The organism is Rhodopseudomonas sp. WA056 (genome assembly GCF_010906995.1).
GTDB lineage: Bacteria > Pseudomonadota > Alphaproteobacteria > Rhizobiales > Xanthobacteraceae > Rhodopseudomonas > Rhodopseudomonas palustris_G.
Genome location: NZ_QPFS01000009.1, coordinates 1 through 20,266, shown reverse-complemented (window position 1 = coordinate 20,266; position 20,266 = coordinate 1). Strand labels below are relative to the sequence as shown.

Below are 20,266 nucleotides of genomic sequence, written 5' to 3'. Positions count from 1 at the left end.
GTGGTATCCGTCCGGCGCGCATATTGTACCAATCCCGCTTTCGCCCACGTTCGATCTGTATAGCGATCCACCATGACGATGATTCAGCCAGATCCCGCCGACCTCGAACCGATTCACCCGTATTCGCTGGCGCGGATCTCGCACGTCGCGCTGCAGGCCGGGGCGGTGCTGGCGCAGAGCGGGGCGTCGGTGCGCGTGGTGCATGAGGGCGCGCGGATGGTGGCGGAGGGGCTCGGCGTCGAGGTGCTGGGGATGCGCTCCGGCTACGCCTCGTTCGAGATCACGCTGGCGCGCGGCCACCACAGCATCACCCGCATGATGCAGATCGGCCCGCACGGCGTGAACCACCGGCTCGACTTCGCGGTGCGCGAGCTGCTGAAGCGCGCCTCGCAAGGCGACATGACGCCGGATGCGATCGAAGCCGAGCTGAAGCGGCTGCAGAAGGATACGCCGCGGCATCCGCCGTGGCTGGTGGCGATCGCCACCGGCGCCGCCTGCGCGGCGTTCGGCCGGCTGCTCGGCTCGGACTGGCTGTCGTTCGGGCCGGTGCTGGCCGCGGCCAGCATCGGGCAGGGCGTCCGCCATCTGCTGCTCGGCCGCCGCTTCAACGTGTTCGTGGTCGCGGCCATCGTCGGCTGCATCTCGGCGGCGCTCGGCGGCCTTGGCGCGCGGCTGATCGGCAGCTCGACCACCGAGCTGGCCATGATGGCGTCGATCCTGCTGCTGGTGCCGGGCGTGCCGTCGACCAACGCCCAGACCGACGTAATGGACGGCTATCCGACCATGGGCAGCGCCCGCGCCGTCACCGTGATCATGATCATGGTGTTCGCCGTCACCGGGCTGTGGCTGGCCGAATTCGTGCTGAGAATCCACACATGAGCGCGACCTGGATGAATATGCTGCCCTATCTTGCGCATCAGGCGGCGTTCGGGGCGCTGGCGGCGGCCGGCTTCGGCGTATTGTTCAATTTCGGCTGGCGGTCGCTGGCGTGGTGTGCGGTCGCGGGCGCGTTGGCGCTGGCGGTGCGCACCGTGGTGCAGCAAACCGGCGGCAGTATCGAGGCGGCGACCTTCGTCGCTGCGCTGGTCACCTCGTTCACGGCGATCCTGGCGCTGCGCTGGCTCGGGCCGGCCTGCAACGCCGTCGCGCTGGCCGGCTGCATCCCGATGGTGCCGGGCGCGTTCTTCGGCCAGGCGATGCTCGGCTATATGGCGGTCGCCGCCGACACCACCGGCTCGTCCACCGCGCAGATCGTCGCGGCGTCGCAGGCGTTCGTCCGGGTGCTGTCGATCGTCGGCGCGATCGGAGCGGGGCTGGCGATCCCGGCGTATCTCTTGAAGAGCCGGCAGTTCTGATCAGCGCCCGGTTCCGGGCCAGGCCACCGAGCGCGCCACGCCGCTCGCCAGCCGTCCGGCATTACGGCCCTCGACGATGCTGCCGTCGTGGCTGCTGGCCTGGATCAGCGACACCCGGCCGCCGGGATCGATCCGGAATTTGCGGCGGTCCCGGTATCCGGTGCCGTCGAGCAGTCCGTAATCGGTGGTCAGCCACACCGTCGATGTGGTGGTCGCACCTTCGGTCCACACCGGATCGGTGATCTCGTCGACCTTGAAGGCCCAGAACTTATAGCTGTGCGACTGGCCGAACGAGCGGACGCGGACGATCTCCGCTTTCAGATGCAGAATCGCTCGGGCTTGGGATTGGTCCACGAGATCTCGAATGCTTGCCGGAATGCAGATCGGTATCCGATTCTGCCACAGGGCCGCTGTAGCGTCATGCGAGCGGGATCGCCGGTAAAATTCGGACTGCAGCTCGGCCGGGATCGCCCGCGGTGGGGACATCCTGCAGATAGGTTTGTCTCTGCGTCTCAGTTGCGGCTTCGGCGCGCCGCAGCGGCTTGAAATCTCGCTGAAACACGGTGCTCTGGGAGCATCGGTATCAGGGGGATTGCGATGCGGTCATGGGGAGGCGCGGCGCTGGCCGCGTTGCTGCTGTCGGGGTGCGCGTCGGTGACGCGCGGCACCACGGAGAACATTTCGATTGCGAGCACGCCGGCCGGCGCCAAGGCCGATGTGTCCGGCACCGAGGCGCCGTTTTCCTGCGTCACGCCGTGCGTGGTCGAGGTCAACCGCAACGCCGACATCACCGTCAGCCTGAGCAAAGAGGGCTATGAGCCGCAGATCATCCCGCTGACCCGCGAAGTCTCCGGCAGCGGCGGCGCCGGCTTTGCCGGCAACCTGCTGCTCGGCGGAGTGGTCGGCATGGGCGTCGACGCCGCCACCGGCGCCGCGATGGACCACAAGCCGAACCCGGTCGTGGTGACGCTGCAGCCGGTGCCTGCGCCGCCGCCACCGGTCGTCCGGCATCATCGCAAGCCGCGGGTGCCGGTGAGCTGATCAGGGATGGCTTTCAATGGTCCGACGGGCGTTCGCCACAGCAACTAATCTCACGAAATTCAAAGTTCATAGCGTCACAGTGTAAGGCGAGCCCGCTTTCACCAATTTCAGGAGCTCAACAAGTTCCGTAGAGTATTTTCTGACGTTAGAGTGAGGTCCGGTCCCTGATTTTACGGCGCAGTGATATCGATTGTCCGTGGAGAGGATGTTGACGCCCTTCTCAGAATGTATTCGTTCAATCAGCTTTCGCGCGCCGTGCCAGCTCGGATAACCAAGCCGCTGACCTACTTGCGTTAATACGAGTGGGTGGGACATGTTTGTATTGCTGGCGGGAACGATGCCTAGCAGGTTGGGTAGGTTCTCATCTGAGCTCATGAGCCCTTCGAGCGTTTGATAATTTACTTCAAACTGACGTCGCGGAATGTCTGTTCTGATTAGCTTGTACATTCTCGATGCTACAGCACGAAGTGTTCGCACGTTGATGGCTTTTATCTGCCGCTCTTGAGCAATAGCCCTGAAAATCCACGAAAACTCGTTCGCTTCAATTGCTCGTACTCGATATTGCTTTGTTCCAGATCCAATGACGTATTCTTCGCGGAACGAGCTTTGTTCATGAACGGACTCGTTCCATTGGACGTAGAAGATGTTCTTTATGAACCGGTCGTCTTCTCCAATGATTTCCCCGACGTCTTCAATGATTGAGGTTACGTTGGGGTCGCCGAATCCATATCCTAAAATGAAGACAGGATGTTCAGCGAGATAGGTCAATAGTTTTGCGGAGATGTACTTCTTCTTCTCTCTATAATTTTCATAATCGTCATGCGTTAGTACGAGTGTTGAAGGATCGTTGCTGCTACCGTGGATTTTGAATATTTCGCCGACCATGTTTAGGTTGTAGCGGATAACTCTTTCTCCGACGATCGCTTCGTAGCCTTGAAATAGAGATTCAAGAAAACTGTCATAGTTGGTTGTGATTATGGCGTGCGGTGCGGTTGCCTGAAGAAGAGAAATCTCTTCGTGAAGGGGCAGTTTCTTGATCGCGGAGTCTTTTGGGACGCGCTGGGATATTATTTCGCAGGCCATGTGTTTCAAGAAATGGGCGCGATGTACGTCTGTCCGAAAATAGGTGTCTGGAAATTGGGATTTTCCCGATTTCCAGGCCCATTCGAAGACTCGTTCCTGGAGTTCTTGGCCTAGTGCAATGGCTGCATGGTCATGCTTTTGCATGAGATAGCTAAATTCGTCCGCCGAAATTCCGATTCTTGTAGCGATGGCATTGAGTAGTTCGAGCCAGCCAGGGCAGCCAAAGTACCTCTTTGAGATGCCGGAGCCTACGAAGAAGATCGGCTGGCACTGCATTTCGTCCAGCGTGTCGCGTATTAAGCTGCTAGTGCGCTCAATGTAGCGAAGGTGTTCGGCGTTGATAGGCTTTGCAGTTTCGTCAGCCATTAGGGTGCCCGGGTGTAGGATGAATAGAAACTAATCGCCTGATGCGACCGCTCTTAATGCTTTGTCGAGAGAAAATGTCTGGGGTGTCCCATCGGAGAATCGTGCAGCAAGGCACCGTGTGTGTCCGCCATTGCGGTTTTCAATAGTTGGAAAGAATGCGACAACTTCACCCTTGGGGGTGTAATCGGTTGCCTTGCAGTATGCGTCGTAGAGCAATTTGAGCTGTTCAAATTGCTCCTTCGGGACGTCTTTTTGAAGGTCGCCGCCGGTGCGGAATAGGTCAAAGTGCTTCTTGGCGTCGGTGATGCTTGAGAATTCGAGGTCGTGACTGAGTGTTAAAGATTTTGGCATGGCGAATGACCTTCAATGAAAGTTTCATCCAATCGCAATGACAACGCGAGAGCAACGAACTTTTTGCCATTCCGTGGCGCCGACGCCGATTCTCCGGCGCCTGTGCTAGGCGTCTCCTGAAATGACCGTGGCCGACCGGCGGGGCTCCCGTATAGCGAAAGAATTCAAATCGTAGGGGTTGGATCAGCCGAGTGTTGCGAAGTGAAATTGATGATTCAGCTTAGCTCCGAAGGTCTATCGCAAAGAGGATCCTGCTGGCGAAAAGAATGGCGATCCCAGCAGGATTCGAACCTGCAACCCGCGGAGTAGAAATCCGCTACTCTATCCAGTTGAGCTATGGGACCGTTGGGGGCTTTATAGCACCACCGGATACAAAAAATCCGGCTCCGCCACAACCGCCCCGAACCATTTGCCACCATCCGGCGTCCAACGCATGCGGCGCGTTGTGTTCGTCGCGCGGGCGGGCGAGGATGCGAGTTCTGAAGCGGGCCGGTGGCCGGCGAGGGGCGGAGGATGGATAAGACGGCCGGGCCTTGTGCCGGTCCGAGCCATCACGGCGTCATCTTCGTCACGGCATGACGTGGGTCTAAACGCGCAAGGGTCTAACGCGGCGCTCGTTCGCGGCAAGGGAGTTCAGCATGATCGGTCTGGTTCGCGCCCTCACGCTTTGCGCCGGATTGGCGCTCGGGCTCGCATCGGCACAGGCGGCCGACAAGGCGTTCCAGCGCGACGAGCTGGCGGACGCCGCGATCAAGCTCGAAGCCCAGATCAAGAGCGAGGCGGCGGCCACCAACAAACAGGCCGCGGTGCTGCGCGGCGACGCCGACGCCGCGTTCAAGCGCGGCGATTACCGCAGCGGCCTGCAGATTCTGGGGCAGATCGCGGCGCTCGATCCGTCCGACGGCGACAATTGGCAGCGGCTGGCCCGCACCGTGCTGCAGATCAAGGCCGCCACCAGTTCCGAACAGACCTTCCTGCGCGAACGCGCCACCACCGCCGCCTATATCGCCTATCAGCGCGCCAAGAGCCCCGGCGAGGAGGCCGCCGCGCTGGCGCTGCTCGGCCGCGCGATGGCCGACCGCAGCCTGTGGCGGCCGGCGCTTGATGCCTTGCGGATTTCGCTGGAACTGCGCGAGGTCGCCGACATTCGCGGCCAATATGAGAAGCTGCGCGCCGATCACGGCTTCCGGCTGCTCGATTACACCGTCGATTCGGATTCGGCGTCGCCCAGGGTATGCTTCCAGTTCTCCGAGGAACTCGCCAAGCGCACCGATTTTGCGCCCTATGTGACGCTGGCCGGCACCGACAAGCCGGCGATCAGCGCCGAGGACCGCCAGCTCTGCGTCGAGGGGCTGAAGCACGGCGAGCGCTACAACATCAATCTGCGCGCCGGCCTGCCGTCGACCGTGAAGGAGGCGCTGGCGAAGTCGGCCGAGTTCAACGTCTATGTCCGAGACCGCAAGCCGCTGGTCCGCTTCACTGGCCGGGCCTATGTGCTGCCGCGCACCGGCCAGCGCGGCATCCCGCTGGTCAGCGTCAACACTCCGACCGTCGCGGTGCAGGTGTTCCGGATCGGTGACCGCAATCTGATCAACACCGTGGTCGACAGCGACTTCCAGCGCACGCTGAACCGCTACCAGCTCGGCGACCTCGGCAACGAGCGCGGCGCCAAGGTGTGGTCGGGCGAGCTCGACACCGCGGCCGCGGCGCTGAATGCCGACGTCACCACCGCGTTCCCGGTCGACCAGGTGCTCGGCGACCTGCAGCCCGGCGTCTATGTGATGACCGCGGCGCCGAAAGGCCCGATCCCCAATTCCGACGATGACGGCCAGATCGCCACCCAGTGGTTCATCGTCTCCGACCTCGGCCTGACCGCGTTCTCCGGCAATGACGGCATCCACGTCTTCGTCAATTCGCTGGCCTCGACCGATCCGCTCGCCAATACCGAGGTGCGGCTGATCGCGCGCAACAACGAAGTGCTGGCGACCCGCAAGACCGACGCCTCCGGCCACATCCTGTTCGAAGCCGGGCTGGCGCGCGGCGAGGGCGGGCTGTCGCCGGCGCTGCTGACCGCGAGCCGCGACAAGGCCGATTACGCCTTCCTCAGCCTCAAGAGCAACGCCTTCGACCTGTCCGACCGCGGCGTCGCCGGGCGCGCGGTGCCGGCCGGGGCGGACGCCTTCGTCTATGCCGAGCGCGGCGTCTACCGCTCCGGCGAGACCGTGCACCTCACCGCGCTGCTGCGCGACGGCCAGGGCATGGCGCTGACCGCCAGCCCGATGACGCTGGTGGTGGAGCGTCCCGACGGCGTCGAATACCGCCGCGCCGTGCTGTCCGATCAGGGCGCCGGCGGCCGCAGCCTCGATGTTGCGCTCAATTCGGCGGTGCCGACCGGCACCTGGCGGGTCCGCGCGTTCACCGATCCGAAGGGGGGAAGCGTCGGCGAAACCACCTTCATGGTCGAAGACTATGTTCCCGATCGGATCGAATTCGACATTTCCACCAAGGACAAGGCGATCAAAGCTGATGCTCCTGTGGAACTTAAGGTCGACGGCCGCTTCCTGTACGGCGCGCCGGCCTCGGCGCTCCAGCTCGAAGGCGACCTGCTGGTGGCGCCGGCCGATGCACGGCCGGGCTATCCCGGCTATCAGTTCGGCGTCGCCGACGAGGAGACCACCAGCAACGAGCGCACCCCGCTCGAGAACCTGCCCGAGACCGACCCCAATGGCGCCGCCACGTTCGAGGTGAGCCTGCCGAAGCCGCCGTCCTCGACCCGGCCGCAGGAAGCGCAGATCTTCGTTCGGATGGCGGAAGCCGGCGGCCGCGCCGTCGAGCGCAAGCTGGTGCTGCCGGTCGCGCCGGCGGCGGCGATGATCGGCGTCAAGCCGCTGTTCGCCGACCGCAACGTTCCCGAGGGCGATGTCGCCAAGTTCGACGTCGCGTTCGTTGCGCCGGACGGCACCTCGCTGGCGCGCAGCGGCCTGCGTTACGAGTTGCTCAAGATCGAGTCGCATTATCAGTGGTACCGGCAGAACTCGTCCTGGGATTACGAGCCGGTGAAGTCGACCAAGCGGGTCGCCGACGGCGATCTGTCGATCAAGGCCGGCGAGCCGGCACGGCTGCAGTTCAATCCGGAGCCCGGCCGCTACCGGCTCGACGTCAAGACCGCCGATGTGGCCGGTCCGCTGACCTCGGTGCAGTTCGACGTCGGCTGGTATTCGGATGGTTCGGCCGACACCCCGGATCTGCTGGAGACCTCGATCGACAAGCCGGAATACGCCTCCGGTGACACCATGACGGTGACGGTGAACGCGCGCACCGCGGGTCTTCTGACCGTCAACGTGCTCGGCGACCGGCTGCTGACCACGCAGTCGCTGCAGGTCAAGCCGGGCAGCTCGCAGGTCAAGCTCAGCGTCGGCAAGGATTGGGGCTCGGGCGCCTATGTCGTCACCACGCTGCGCCGGCCGCTCGACACCGCCGCGCAGCGGATGCCGGGCCGCGCGATCGGCCTGAAATGGTTTGGCATCGACAAGGCGGCGCGCACGCTGTCGGTCGAACTGTCGCCGCCGGCCCTGGTGCGGCCGTCGACGACGCTGAAGCTGCCGGTCCGGCTCGGCGGGCTGTCGCCCGGCGAGGACGCCAAGATCGTGGTCGCCGCGGTCGACGTCGGCATTCTCAATCTCACCGGCTACAAGCCGCCGGCACCGGATGTGTACTATCTCGGCCAGCGCCGGCTGAGCGCGGAGATCCGCGATCTCTATGGCCAGTTGATCGATGGCATGCAGGGCGCGCGCGGCCAGATCCGCTCTGGCGGTGACGCCTCGGCGGCGGAGCTGCAGGGCAGCCCGCCGACGCAGAAGCCGCTGGCGCTGTATTCCGGCATCGTCACCGTGGCGGCCGATGGCACCGCGACGATCGACTTCGACATCCCCGAATTCGCCGGCACCGCGCGGGTGATGGCGGTGGCGTGGACCGCCACCAAGGTCGGCCGCGCCAACACCGACGTCACCGTGCGCGATCCGGTGGTGCTGACCACCACGCTGCCGCGCTTCCTGCGCAACGGCGACCGCGGCACCATGGCGTTCGATCTCGACAACGTCGAAGGCGCTGCCGGCGACTACACCATCAAGGTCAGCGCCAGCGGTCCGGTGAAGCTGAGCGGCGAAGCGGCAACGACGCTGAAGCTCGCCGCCAAGCAGCGCGGCTCGGCCAAGCTGATGCTGGACGCCGGCGGAGCCGGGACGGCTGCGCTCGACGTCGCGATCCAGGGCCCCAACGGCCTGTCGCTGGCGCGGCATTATGCGCTCGACGTCCGTCCCGCCAACCAGACCCTGGCGCGGCGCTCGATCCGGACGCTGGCCAAGGGCGAAAGCCTGACGCTGACCTCCGACATGTTCTCGGACCTGGTGCCGGGCACCGGCGGACTGTCGCTGTCGGTCAGTCTGTCGACCGCGCTCGACGCCGCCACCATCCTCAAGGCGCTCGACCGCTATCCGTTCGGCTGCTCCGAGCAGATCACCAGCCGGGCGATGCCGCTGCTCTACGTCAACGATCTCGCCGCCGGCGCGCATCTGGCGATGGACGGCAGTGCCGACGAGCGGATCAAGGGCGCGATCGACCGGCTGCTGTCGCGGCAGGGCTCGAACGGCTCGTTCGGCCTGTGGTCGACCGGCGGCGACGATGCCTGGCTCGACGCCTACGTCACCGACTTCCTGACCCGGGCGCGCGAGAAGCGCTTCGTGGTGCCGGACGTCGCGTTCCGCGCCGCGCTCGACCGCATCCGCAACTCGGTGGTCAATGCTGACGAGCCGGACAAGGACGGCGGCCGCGATCTCGCTTATGGGCTTTACGTGCTCGCGCGCAACGGCGCGGCGCCGATCGGCGACCTGCGCTATCTCGCCGACACCAAGCTCGACAAGCTGGCCACCCCGATCGCCAAGGCACAGCTTGCCGCGGCGCTGGCGCTGGTCGGCGATCGTGCGCGGGCCGAGCGGGTCTATGCGGCGGCGGCCGACAGCCTCAACCCCAAGCCGTCGATCGTGTTCGGCCGGGTCGATTACGGCTCCGAGCTGCGCGATGCCGCGGCCCTGGTGTCGCTCGCCAGCGAAGGCAACGCGCCGCGGCCGACGCTGACGACGGCGGTGCAGCGGGTCGAAGCCGCGCGCGGACTGTCGCCCTACACCTCGACCCAGGAAAACGCCTGGCTGGTGCTGGCGGCGCGCGCGCTCGCCAAGGAGACGATGGCGCTCGACCTCAATGGCGATGCGGTGAAGACGGCGCTGTATCGCAGCTACAAGGCAGACGAGGTGAAGGCGCAGCCGCTCAAGATCGCCAATACCGGTGACAATCCGGTGCAGGCGGTGGTGACGGTGAGCGGTTCGCCGATCACGCCGGAGCCGGCCGCCAGCAACGGCTTCAAGATCGAGCGCAATTACTTCACGCTCGGCGGCGAGCCGGCCGACATCACCAAGGCGAAGCAGAACGACCGTTTCGCGGTGGTGCTGACGATCACCGAGCCGAAGCCGGAATACGGCCACGTCATGATCGCCGACTACCTGCCGGCGGGGCTCGAGATCGACAATCCGCATCTGGTGTCGTCGGGCGACTCCGGCACGCTGGGCTGGATCGCCGACGGCGCCGAGCCGGTGAACACCGAGTTCCGCGACGACCGCTTCACCGCCGCGATCGACCGCAAGGCCGACGACAAGGCGGTGTTCACGGTCGCCTACGTAGTGCGCGCGGTGTCGCCCGGCAAATACGTGCTGCCGCAGGCCGTGGTCGAGGACATGTACAATCCCTCGCGCTACGGCCGCACCGGCACCGGCACGATCGAGGTGCGGTCGGCGAAATGAGCGTGGCCCCCACACCACCACGATCGTCATGCCCGGGCTCGTCCCGGGCATCCACGCCTGACCCGTCGACGGCGAAAGACGTGGATGGCCGGGACAAGCCCGGCCATGACGGGCGGAGAGGATGGTCGTGGCTCAAGCGGGGCGTGATCGTGTCGGCGGTTGCGGTCGTTGTAGCGGCCGGCGGCCTTTTCACTTACGCCGTCTCGCTCGGCCCGTTGCCGCTCGATGAGGCGCGGCAGACCTCGGTGACGGTGGTCGACCGCCACGGCAAGCTGCTGCGCGCTTATGCGATGGCGGACGGACGTTGGCGGCTGCCGGTCGATGCCGCGACCGAAGTCGATTCGCGCTACCTCAAGCTGCTGCTCGCTTATGAGGACAAGCGCTTCTATCGGCATCACGGCGTCGATCCGCTCGCGGTGGGACGCGCCGCGTTGCAGCTCGTCAGCCACGGCCGGATCGTCTCCGGCGGCTCCACCATCACCATGCAGCTCGCGCGGCTGATGGAGCCGCGGCGCCAGCGCTCGGTCGGCGCCAAGCTGCGGCAGATGGTGCGGGCGGTCGAGTTGGAGCATCGGCTGTCGAAGCAGCAGATCCTCGATTTGTATCTCGCGCTGGCGCCGTATGGCGGCAATCTCGAAGGCATCCGCGCCGCGTCGATCGCCTATTTCGGCAAGGAGCCGAAACGGCTGACGCTGGCGGAATCGGCGCTGCTGGTGGCGCTGCCGCAATCGCCCGAGCATCGCCGGCTCGACCGCCATCCGGACATCGCCCGCGAGGCGCGCGACCGGGTGCTGGCGCGGATGGTCGAAGACGGCGTGGTCAGCGCCGAGGATGCGGCGCAGGCGAGGGCGGTGCCGGTGCAGCGCCAGCGCAAGCCGATGCCGATTCTCGCGCCGCATTCGGCCGACCAGGCGGTGGCGACCGACAAGACTGCGCCGCTGATCCGGCTCACGCTCGACGCCGGCCTGCAGCGCGCACTCGAAACCCTGGCGCGCGACCGCGCCGCGGCGCTCGGGCCGGAGATCTCGATCGGGATCGTGGCGGTCGATAACACCAGCGGCGAGGTGCTCGCCCATGTCGGTTCGGCCGATTATTTCGACGATCGCCGCGCCGGCCAGGTCGACATGACCCGGGCGGTTCGCTCGCCTGGCTCGACCTTGAAGCCGTTCATCTACGGCCTCGCCTTCGAGGACGGCTTCGTCCACCCCGAAAGCCTGATCGACGACCGGCCGGTGCGGTTCGGCGCCTATGCGCCGGAAAATTTCGACATGACGTTCCAGGGCACCGTGGCGGTGCGCAAGGCGCTGCAATTGTCGCTCAACGTCCCGGCGATCTCATTGCTCGACCGGGTCGGAGCGGCGCGCCTGACCTCGCGGCTGAAGCAGGCTGGCACCGAGCTGGTGCTGCCCAAGGATGAGGTGCCGGGTCTGGCGATGGGGCTGGGCGGTGTCGGCGTCAAGCTGATCGACCTGGTGCAGCTCTACAGCGCGCTGCCGCGCCTCGGCAGCGTTCTGCCGCTGCGTGAAATTTCCAGGTCCGGCAATGACAAGCGCGAGACTCTGCGCCTGATGGATCAAGTCGCGGCCTGGCAGGTCGGCAGTGTTCTGCTCGGCACCCCGCCGCCGGAGAACGCGGCGCGCAGCCAGATCGCGTTCAAGACCGGCACCTCCTACGGCTACCGGGACGCCTGGTCGGTCGGGTTCGACGGCCGGATGACGATCGGGGTCTGGGTTGGCCGGCCGGACGGGGCGCCGGTGCCCGGGATGATTGGACGCGTCGCCGCGGCGCCGGTGCTGTTCGACGCGTTCGCACGCAGCGGGCATCTGCGGGCACCGCTGCCGAAGGCGCCGCGGGGGACGCTGGTCGCCAGCAACGCCAAGCTGCCGCTGCCGCTCCGCCGGTTCCGGCCGGCAGGCGACCTGATGCAAGCCGGCGACGACAAGGCGCTGCGGATCCAGTTTCCGCTGAACGGCTCACGGATCGATGCGGACAGCGAAGCGTCGGTCGGCGCGCTGCCGGTGAAGGTCGCCGGCGGCGTGCTGCCGATGACCGTGATGGTCAATGGACTGTCGGTCGGCGAGATCGACGGACGACGGCAACGTCTGATCGCGCCGCCCGGTCCGGGGTTCGTTCGGCTCACCGTGATGGACGCTGCTGGCGCCGCGGACACAGTTGTCGTCAGAATTCAATAGGGCCCGGCTAACCGGTTGTCGCTGTATCGGTTTCATCGTATGCGAAGCCGATGATCGAGACCTCTGCCAGACCCCGTTTCGGCGCGCCGCGCGAACCCAAAGCCACCGTCGATCCCGGCCGCGGCTTGGTCGCGGTGCTGGATTTCGTGACCGTGAGCCACCTGCGCGCGACCGTATTTCTGGTGGTGGTCGGGCTGCTGTTCTTCCTGCCGGGGTTCTTCAACATCCCGCCGATCGACCGTGACGAAGCGCGGTTCGCCCAGGCGACCAAACAGATGGTCGAAACGGGCGACTTCATCGACATCCGTTACCAGGACGAGGTCCGCTACAAGAAGCCGGTCGGCATCTATTGGCTGCAGGCCACAGTGGTCGAGACCGCCGGCAAGCTCGGCTTGCCGCGCGCCCAGGTCCGGATCTGGCTGTATCGGGTGCCGTCGCTGGCCGGTGCGATCGGCGCGGTGCTGATGACCTATTGGGCGGCGCTCGCCTTCGTCGGGCGGCGCGGGGCGGTTGTCGCCGGGTTGCTGCTGTGTAGCTGCATCCTGCTCGGGGTCGAGGCGCGGCTGGCAAAAACCGACGCGTTCCTGCTGTTCACCGTCACCGCGGCGATGGGCGCGATGGCGCGGGCCTATCTCGGCTGGCAGCGCGGCGACATCGATCCGGAGCGGTCGTGGATCGTGCCGGCGGTGTTCTGGACCGCGCTGGCTGCGGGTATTCTGCTCAAGGGCCCGCTGATCCTCATGTTCATCGCCCTGACGGTGATCCCGCTGGCGATTCTCGATCGCTCGGTCGCCTGGCTGTGGCGGCTGCGGCCGCTGCTCGGCGTGCCGTGGATGCTGCTCTGGGTGCTGCCGTGGTTCATCGCGATCTATCTGCGCGCCGGCGATACTTTCTTCGCCGACTCGGTCGGCGGCGACATGCTGAGCAAGATCGCCAGCCCGATGGAGTCGCATGGCGCGCCTCCCGGCCTGTATTTCCTGCTGTTCTGGGCGACATTCTGGCCGGGAGCGCCACTGGCGGCGATGGCTGCTCCGGCGGTGTGGCGGGCGCGGCGTGAGCCGGGCGCGCAATACCTCCTGGCCTGGCTGATTCCGTGCTGGATCGTGTTCGAACTGGTGATCACCAAGCTGCCGCATTACGTGCTGCCGCTGTATCCCGCGATCGCGATCATGACGGCGGGCGCGATCGAGCGCCGGGTGCTGTCGTCCTCGTGGCTGGCGCGCGGTTCGGCATGGTGGTTCGCGATCCCGGCGATCATTCTGCCGCTGGTGGTGATCGGTTCGGTGTATCTGACGCGCCACCCCATCTTCCTGGCATGGCCGTTCGCCGCCGGGTCGCTGATCTTTGGGTTGTTCGCCTGGCGCCTGTTCGACGAGAATCGCGCCGAGGCCTCGCTACTGAACGCCGCTTTGGCGTCGCTGTTTCTCAGCGTCGCGGTATTCGGCGTCGTGGTGCCGACGCTGCGTCCGGTGTTTCCGAGCGTGGAGATCGCGCGCGAGCTGCGCAAGGTGGTCTGCGTCGGCCCGAAGGCTGCGGCCGCCGGCTATCACGAGCCCAGCCTGGTGTTCATGACCGACACCCGGACGTTGCTGACCGACGGCTCCGGTGCCGCGGATTTCCTGCTCGGCGGCACCTGCCGGTTCGCGATCGTGGAATCGCGCAGCGAGCGCGCCTTCGCTACCCGCGCCGAGGCGATCGGGCTGCGCTACAACGTGGCGGCGCGGATCGACGGTTACAACTTCTCGCAGGGCAAGCCGGTTTCGATCGCGATCTTCCGTTCCGAAGGCACGCAATAGCATGGCCGGCGGGAACAGCGTCGGCAGACCCGGCTATCTGGTGGAGCTGCCGCGCGCGATCGGCTGGTCGCTCAAACGGCTGGTGCGCGAGCCGTCGCATTCGCGGCGCGCGGCGGCCGCCCGGCGGGCGGCGCGGCAGGCGCTGCTGCTGGTGGCGCTGCTGTCGCTGGTGGCGGTGGCCTTGATGTTTGCCGTCGATGCGGTCGTGATCTCCGCGATGTTGCCGCGCGGCACGCCGTCGCTGTGGCCGGTCAGGATCCTGACCGAATTCGGCAAGTCGCGTTACGTGCTTTGGATTTTGGCGGGGTTGGCGGTGGCGGTGTGGCTGCTGCTGCCACGGCTGCGCGGCGCGTCGCGCGCGGTGCTGATCGGCGTCGGCACCCGGGTGCAGTTCGTGTTGCTGGCCGTGCTGGTGCCGGTGCTGGCCGGCGAGGTGTTCAAGGGCGTGATCGGCCGCGGTCGGCCGTTCGTCGGCGGCGCCGCCGATCCGTTCAACTTCACCCTGTTCGCCTGGGACGAAGCCTATGCCAGCCTGCCGTCCGGCCACTCCATCACGGCCGCGGCGCTGGCGTTTGCGATTTCGGCACTGTGGCCGCGGCTGACCGGCTTGATGGTCCTCTATACGGTGACGATCCTGGCGACCCGGCTGGTGCTGCTGGCGCATCATCCCAGCGACGTCGTCGCAGGGGCGCTGCTCGGTATCGTCGGCGCCATGGCGGTGCGCTACTGGTTCGCCGCGCGGCGGCTGGCCTTCACCATCCGCCCGGACGGCAGCATCGATCCGCTCGACGGGCCGTCCTGGGAGCGGCTCAAAGGGGTTGCCCGCGGGGCGACGGCCCCATAAGAAGCGGGCGCGCACCGATGGCGCGCCTGGCCGCGAGTTCCCGTCGGCCCCGGATTGTTCCGAAGCATGCCTGAAACCTTGATGTCGTCCGGACCGCTGCCCGCGGTCTCCATCGTCGTACCGGTGCGCAACGAGGCCGACAACGTCGGCCCGCTGATCGCCGAGATCGCTGCCGCGCTGGATGGTCGCTGGGCCTACGAGATCGTCTATGTCGACGACGGCTCGACCGATGCGACGCCGCAGCGGCTCGCTGCGCTGCGCGCCGAGCGGTCCAATCTGCGCCAGATCCGCCACGAGTCGTCGTGCGGCCAGTCGGCCGCGGTGCGTACCGGAGTACGGGCGGCGCGCGGGGCAATCGTGGCGACGCTCGATGGCGACGGCCAGAACAACCCGGCGTTCATTCCCGAGATGATTTTCGCGCTGGAGCAGGGCGGCTCCCGGGTCGGTCTGGCCGCCGGCCAGCGGGTGGGGCGCAAGGATACCGGCTTCAAGCGGCTGCAGTCGCGCGTCGCCAACAAGGTCCGCAACGGCATCCTCCGCGACGGCACCCGGGATTCAGGTTGCGGCCTCAAGGCATTCCGGCGCGACGTGTTCCTGTCGCTGCCGTATTTCGACGGCTTGCATCGGTTCCTGCCGGCATTGGTGCGCCGCGAGGGCTTCGACATCGTCTATGTCGACGTCGCCGACCGGCCACGATTGTCGGGCAAGTCGAACTACGGATTCTTCGACCGGCTGTGGGTCGGGCTGATGGATCTGGCCGGAGTGTGGTGGCTGATCCGCCGCAAGAAAGCGACACCGGTCGCCACAGAGGTGAACTGATGCTGATTCAATACGGTCAGGCACTCGGCGACTATCTGTACGATGTGTTCGTCGCCAAGTTCGATTTCTGGCTCGCCTTCGGGCTGGTCGCGCAACTGCTGTTCACTGCGCGCTTCCTGGTGCAGTGGATCTCCAGCGAGCGCGCCGGCAAGAGCGTGGTGCCGATGGCGTTCTGGTTTTTCTCGATGGGCGGCGGCCTGATGACGCTGGTCTACGGCATCGCCAAGCGCGAGCCGGTGATCATCCTCGGTCAGGCGATGGCGACCATCATCTACGTGCGCAACATCATGCTGATCATCAAGGCGCACGCCCGCGGCTCGGAGAGCCTGCCGAACTGATCTGCGTGCTGCAATCGGCGTTAGTCGCAGACTGCGCGCACGATCGAAATTCTGACTCTCAACGTCATTGCGAGCCGAAGGCGAAGCTATCCAGCGGCTCCGTGTGCTGAGCTCCTGGATTGCTTCGTCGCTCCGCTCCTCGCCATGACCCCGTTGACAGCTAGCGCCTTCAGCGCGCCGCGTTGAACGCCGCGAAGCCGCGGTCGAGATCCGCCTTCAGATCGTCGGTCGATTCCAGCCCGATATGTAGCCGCAGCGCCGGGCCGCCCGGGTTCCAGGTCGTCGCGGTTCGGTATGACGCGCAGTCGAAGGGGATCACCAGGCTTTCGAATCCGCCCCACGAATAGCCCATGCCGAACAGCCTGACGCTGTCGAGCAGCGCGTCGACGGCGGCCTGTGGCGCATCCTGCAGCACGATCGAGAACAGTCCCGATGCGCCGGTGAAATCGCGCTTCCAGATCGCGTGGCCCGGATTGGTGTCGAGCGCCGGATGCAGCACGCGCTGCACCTCCGGACGGGCGGCGAGCCAGCGGGCCATCTCGAGGCCTGCCTGATAGTGACGGGCCAGCCGCACCTCGAGAGTGCGCAAGCCGCGCAGCGCCAGGAACACGTCGTCCGGTCCGGCACAGACGCCGAGCAGCCGGATCGCCTCCGAGACCTTCGGCCACGCAGCCGAGTTGGCCGAGATAGTGCCGAACATGATGTCGGAGTGGCCGCCGATATACTTGGTTGCGGCCTGGATCGAGATATCCACGCCTTGCTCCAGCGAGCGATGGTACAGCGGCGTCGCCCAGGTGTTGTCGTCGATCACCAGCGCGCCGTGCTGCTTGGCGACCGCGGCGATCGCCGGGATGTCGGGCATTTCGAACGACTGCGAGCCGGGCGCTTCGACCAGCACCACCGTCGTGTTCGGTCGGAGATGCGCGGCGATGCCGGCGCCGATCAGCGGATCGAAATAGCTGGTCTCGACGCCGAGCCGTTTCAGCATCTGGTCGCAGAACAGCCGGGTCGGGCGATAAGCATTGTCGCAGACCAGCACATGGTCGCCGGCTTTCACCACCGCGAGCAGGGCGGTCGAGATCGCCGATACGCCCGACGGCGCAATGCCGACGCCGGCGCACTGTTCGCCTTCGATCGCCATCAGCGCCTGTTGCAGCGCCTTGGTGGTCGGTGTGCCGTGTCGTCCGTAGGAGTACTCGCCGCGATGCGCGTGCAGGTCGGCTGCGGTCGGGTACAGCACCGTCGAACCGTGCACCACCGGCGGGTTGACGAAGCCGCGCTGGGCCACTGTGTCGCGGCCCGCGGTGACGAGACGGGTCTGCGTGCTGAGCGGCGCGGGTGTCCCGCTGGCATCGGAAGAGTCCATGACGGCTCGCTGGTGGTTGGGCCGTTTGTGACAGCGTGCGAGGCGCACACGACGGCTGGTTCGACGAATGGGTGTAATAGCAGGTTCTGGAAGACGGCCGTCAACCCCTTGACCCGGCGCGCAACTCGTTCTGTGATGCATACTGGTCTGTCTGGACGCCGTGCTGAGGGGCTCGCAAATGCCGGGCGAGAGTTTCCACCTGCGCGGCGCCGGAATGACGGCTGCCGCGCGCGGGCCCTCGGGCGATCGAACGGTGGATCCAATCGGAACGCATCGCCTACGAAGCCGATTGAAGCGGCCAGGACATCCCTTGAAAGGTCATTCCATGAAACGTGTATCGCTCGTCGTCGCCCTTGCTGCCGCAACCGTCGTCTCGGTGTCGTCAGCGGACGCGCAGACCCTGAAGACGGTCAAGGATCGCGGCATGCTGTCCTGCGGCGTCAGCCAGGGGCTGCCTGGATTTTCATCTCCGGACGACAAGGGCAATTGGACCGGCCTCGACGTCGACGTCTGCCGTGCGATCGCCGCCGCGATCTTCGACGATCCGAGCAAGGTGAAGTTCGTCCCGCTGTCCGCCAAGGACCGCTTCACCGCGCTGCAGTCCGGCGAGATCGACGTGCTGTCGCGCAATACCACCTGGACGCTGTCGCGCGATACCTCGCTCGGCGTCAATTTCGCCGGCATCAGCTATTATGACGGTCAGGGCTTCATGGCCAAAAAGGCGCTCAAGGTGAATTCGGCGCTGGAATTGAACGGGGCGTCGATCTGCGTCCAGACCGGCACCACCAACGAGCAGAACGTTGCCGACTATTTCAAGGGCAACAACATGAAATACGAGGTGATCGCATTCGCCAATGCCGACGAGGCGGTCAAGGCTTACGAGACCGGCCGTTGCGACGTCTTCACCTCCGACGTGTCGCAGCTCTACGCCCAGCGCCTGAAGCTGGCGACCCCGGCCGACCACATCGTGCTGCCGGAAGTGATCTCCAAGGAACCGCTCGGACCGCTGGTTCGCCATGGCGACGATCAGTGGTTCGACATCGTCAAGTGGACGCTGTTCGGGCTGATCAACGCCGAAGAGCTCGGTGTCACCCAGAAGAACGTCGACGAGATGGCCAAGTCGGACAAGCCGGAGCTGAAGCGGGTGTTCGGCACCGACGGCAACCTCGGCGAACAGCTCGGCCTGACCAAGGATTGGGTCGCCCGCATCATCAAGGCCACCGGCAATTACGGGGAGTCGTTCGAGCGCAACGTTGGCTCCGGCTCCAAGCTTGAGATCGCGCGCGGCCTCAACAAGCTGTGGAACAAGGGCGGCATCATGTACGCCCCCCCGATCCGCTGATCGGCTGAAGATCCGCGCCGATGGCGATCGACGCACGCCCACCGCCGCCGCAGTTCGTCGCGAAACTGCGGCGTGCGTTGGGTGGTCGCTCCGGCTGGAAGGGGCTGATCGCCCAGGTGCTGTTCGTCGCGGTGCTGTGCTGGATCGGCTACGAGATCGTCGACAATGCGCGCGACAACCTCGCCAACCAGCGGATCGCCTCCGGCTTCGGGTTCATGTCGCAGACCGCGGGGTTCGGCGTCAGTCAGACGCTGATTCCGTATCAGGAGTCCGACAGCTACACGCGGGTGTTTCTGGTCGGGCTGGTCAACACCCTTTTGGTGTCGGCAGTCGGGATCGTCATCGCCACCGTGATCGGATTCATGGTTGCGCTCGGCCGGCTGTCGCCGAACTGGCTGATCTCGCGGATTGCTGGCGGCTACGTCGAGGTCGTCCGCAACCTGCCGCTGCTGTTTCAAATCCTGTTCTGGTATCTGGCAGTGCTCGGCACGTTGCCGGCGCCGCGCCAGAGCGTCTCGCTGCTCGACAGCTTCTTTCTGTCCAATCGTGGCATCGTGGTGCCGCGACCGGTCGGTGAGGCCGGCCTCGACGGGTTCCTGGTCGCGGTGCTGATCGCGGTGACCGCGGCGATCGCCTTGCCGCTGTATGCGCGGCGCCGACTGTTCGCGACCGGCAAACCGATGCGGGTGTGGCCTGTGGTGATCGGATTGCTGATCGGCCTGCCGCTCGTCGCGGTGGCGATCTTCGGCAGGCCGTTCTCCTTCGAAGTGCCGGTCCTGCGCGGCTTCAATTTCGCCGGCGGCTCACGGCTTCCGCCGGAGTTCGTGGCGCTGACGCTGGCGCTGTCGACCTATACAGCCGCGTTCATTGCCGAGGTCGTCCGGGCCGGGATCCTGTCGGTGCACAAGGGGCAGATGGAGGCGGGGGCGTCGCTCGGCCTGTCGCGGGGGCAGACGTTGCGGCTGATCGTGATCCCGCAGGCGCTACGGGTGATCCTGCCGCCGCTCACCAACCAGTATCTCAATCTGACCAAGAACTCGTCGCTGGCAGTGGCGATCGGCTATCCGGATCTGTTCTCGGTGTTCGCCGGCACCACGCTGAGCCAGACCGGGCAGGCGATCGAGGTGATCGCCATCACGATGGGGGTGTATCTGCTGATCTCGCTGGTCACCAGCGCCCTGATGAGCCTGTACGCGTGGCGGATCAACCGGAGCATGGGAGCATGAGCGAGCTCGGGGCCGTCACTCCGGTGTTCGTGCGCGGCGAGATGGTGCCGCAGCGGCCGCCCCCGGTGTATCGGTCGGGCCTGGTGGGAATGGCGCGGCAGCGGCTGTTCAACTCGCCGACCAACATCCTGCTGACCGTCGTCGGCGCGTTGCTGCTCTATTTCACCGTGGTGCCGACGGTGAAGTTCCTGCTGATCGATGCGGTCTGGACCGGAGCGAACCGCACAGATTGCCTCGCCGAGACGGTGGGGCATCCGGTCGGGGCCTGCTGGCCGTTCGTCCAGGCGAAGTTCTC

Annotated in this window: 15 protein-coding genes, 1 tRNA gene and 1 pseudogene; 12 read left to right on the top strand and 5 right to left on the bottom strand. The window is 65.8% G+C overall.

Features of this window, described 5'->3' with window-relative positions:
• Positions 1-72: 72 nt before the first annotated feature.
• Positions 73-879, top strand: a complete 807-nt coding sequence (locus tag DU475_RS03615) for a threonine/serine exporter family protein (protein WP_164630739.1) — start codon at positions 73-75, stop codon at positions 877-879.
• On the top strand, positions 876-1,355 hold the full coding sequence (locus DU475_RS03610; protein ID WP_164630737.1) for a threonine/serine exporter family protein: 480 nt from the start codon (positions 876-878) through the stop codon (positions 1,353-1,355). Before DU475_RS03615 ends, DU475_RS03610 begins: the two co-directional genes overlap by 4 nt.
• Here DU475_RS03610 and DU475_RS03605 read toward each other — a convergent pair whose 3' ends face one another.
• Positions 1,356-1,709: a hypothetical protein gene (locus tag DU475_RS03605; protein WP_142882641.1), complete on the bottom strand. Its 354-nt coding sequence runs from the start codon at positions 1,707-1,709 to the stop codon at positions 1,356-1,358.
• A gap of 243 nt (positions 1,710-1,952) precedes the next feature.
• Between DU475_RS03605 and DU475_RS03600 the strand changes: the two genes are divergently transcribed.
• Positions 1,953-2,396 carry a peptidase associated/transthyretin-like domain-containing protein gene (locus DU475_RS03600; RefSeq protein ID WP_164630735.1) on the top strand — a complete coding sequence of 148 codons (444 nt, stop codon included), beginning with the start codon at positions 1,953-1,955 and terminating at the stop codon, positions 2,394-2,396.
• A gap of 66 nt (positions 2,397-2,462) precedes the next feature.
• On the opposite strand, the gene DU475_RS03595 is transcribed toward DU475_RS03600, so the two are convergent.
• The 3 genes from DU475_RS03595 to DU475_RS03585 form a co-directional block, all read right to left on the bottom strand.
• A complete protein-coding gene (locus DU475_RS03595) occupies positions 2,463-3,845 on the bottom strand; it encodes an SIR2 family NAD-dependent protein deacylase (RefSeq protein ID WP_164630733.1) in 1,383 nt (460 codons plus the stop codon).
• A gap of 30 nt (positions 3,846-3,875) precedes the next feature.
• Positions 3,876-4,196 (bottom strand): hypothetical protein, encoded by a 321-nt coding sequence (locus DU475_RS03590; RefSeq protein WP_164630731.1) that lies wholly within the window; start codon positions 4,194-4,196, stop codon positions 3,876-3,878.
• A 267-nt stretch (positions 4,197-4,463) separates the two neighbouring features.
• Positions 4,464-4,540, bottom strand: a tRNA-Arg gene (locus DU475_RS03585).
• A gap of 294 nt (positions 4,541-4,834) precedes the next feature.
• On the opposite strand from DU475_RS03585, the gene DU475_RS03580 reads away from it, so the two are divergent.
• The 6 genes from DU475_RS03580 (at position 4,835) to DU475_RS03555 (ending at position 16,037) form a co-directional block, all read left to right on the top strand.
• Positions 4,835-10,048, top strand: coding sequence for an alpha-2-macroglobulin family protein (locus tag DU475_RS03580; RefSeq protein WP_164630729.1), 5,214 nt, complete (start codon positions 4,835-4,837; stop codon positions 10,046-10,048).
• Between the two features lie 80 nt (positions 10,049-10,128).
• On the top strand, positions 10,129-12,240 hold the full coding sequence (gene pbpC, locus DU475_RS03575) for a penicillin-binding protein 1C (protein ID WP_502706838.1): 2,112 nt from the start codon (positions 10,129-10,131) through the stop codon (positions 12,238-12,240).
• Between the two features lie 50 nt (positions 12,241-12,290).
• The gene (locus DU475_RS03570) at positions 12,291-14,036 is read left to right on the top strand and encodes an ArnT family glycosyltransferase (RefSeq protein WP_164630726.1); all 1,746 of its coding nucleotides are present in this window, start codon (positions 12,291-12,293) and stop codon (positions 14,034-14,036) included.
• 1 nt (position 14,037) lies between these two features.
• Positions 14,038-14,880, top strand: coding sequence for a phosphatase PAP2 family protein (locus tag DU475_RS03565; RefSeq protein ID WP_164630724.1), 843 nt, complete (start codon positions 14,038-14,040; stop codon positions 14,878-14,880).
• Between the two features lie 66 nt (positions 14,881-14,946).
• The gene (locus DU475_RS03560) at positions 14,947-15,699 is read left to right on the top strand and encodes a glycosyltransferase family 2 protein (protein ID WP_164630722.1); all 753 of its coding nucleotides are present in this window, start codon (positions 14,947-14,949) and stop codon (positions 15,697-15,699) included.
• On the top strand, positions 15,699-16,037 hold the full coding sequence (locus DU475_RS03555) for a lipid-A-disaccharide synthase N-terminal domain-containing protein (protein WP_013502610.1): 339 nt from the start codon (positions 15,699-15,701) through the stop codon (positions 16,035-16,037). Before DU475_RS03560 ends, DU475_RS03555 begins: the two co-directional genes overlap by 1 nt.
• Before the next feature lie 169 nt (positions 16,038-16,206).
• On the opposite strand, the gene metC is transcribed toward DU475_RS03555, so the two are convergent.
• Positions 16,207-17,403: a cystathionine beta-lyase gene (metC, locus tag DU475_RS03550; protein ID WP_164630720.1), complete on the bottom strand. Its 1,197-nt coding sequence runs from the start codon at positions 17,401-17,403 to the stop codon at positions 16,207-16,209.
• 325 nt (positions 17,404-17,728) lie between these two features.
• Here metC and DU475_RS03545 point away from each other — a divergent pair, with 325 nt between their 5' ends.
• The 3 genes and pseudogenes from DU475_RS03545 to DU475_RS03535 all read left to right on the top strand — a co-directional run.
• Entirely contained in the window at positions 17,729-18,745 is a 1,017-nt protein-coding gene (locus tag DU475_RS03545) for an amino acid ABC transporter substrate-binding protein (RefSeq protein WP_013502608.1), read from the top strand.
• 20 nt (positions 18,746-18,765) lie between these two features.
• Positions 18,766-19,971: an amino acid ABC transporter permease gene (locus DU475_RS03540; RefSeq protein ID WP_164630718.1), complete on the top strand. Its 1,206-nt coding sequence runs from the start codon at positions 18,766-18,768 to the stop codon at positions 19,969-19,971.
• Positions 19,968-20,266: pseudogene (locus tag DU475_RS03535) on the top strand (amino acid ABC transporter permease); the annotation flags it as partial. The gene DU475_RS03540 and the pseudogene DU475_RS03535, both read left to right, overlap by 4 nt.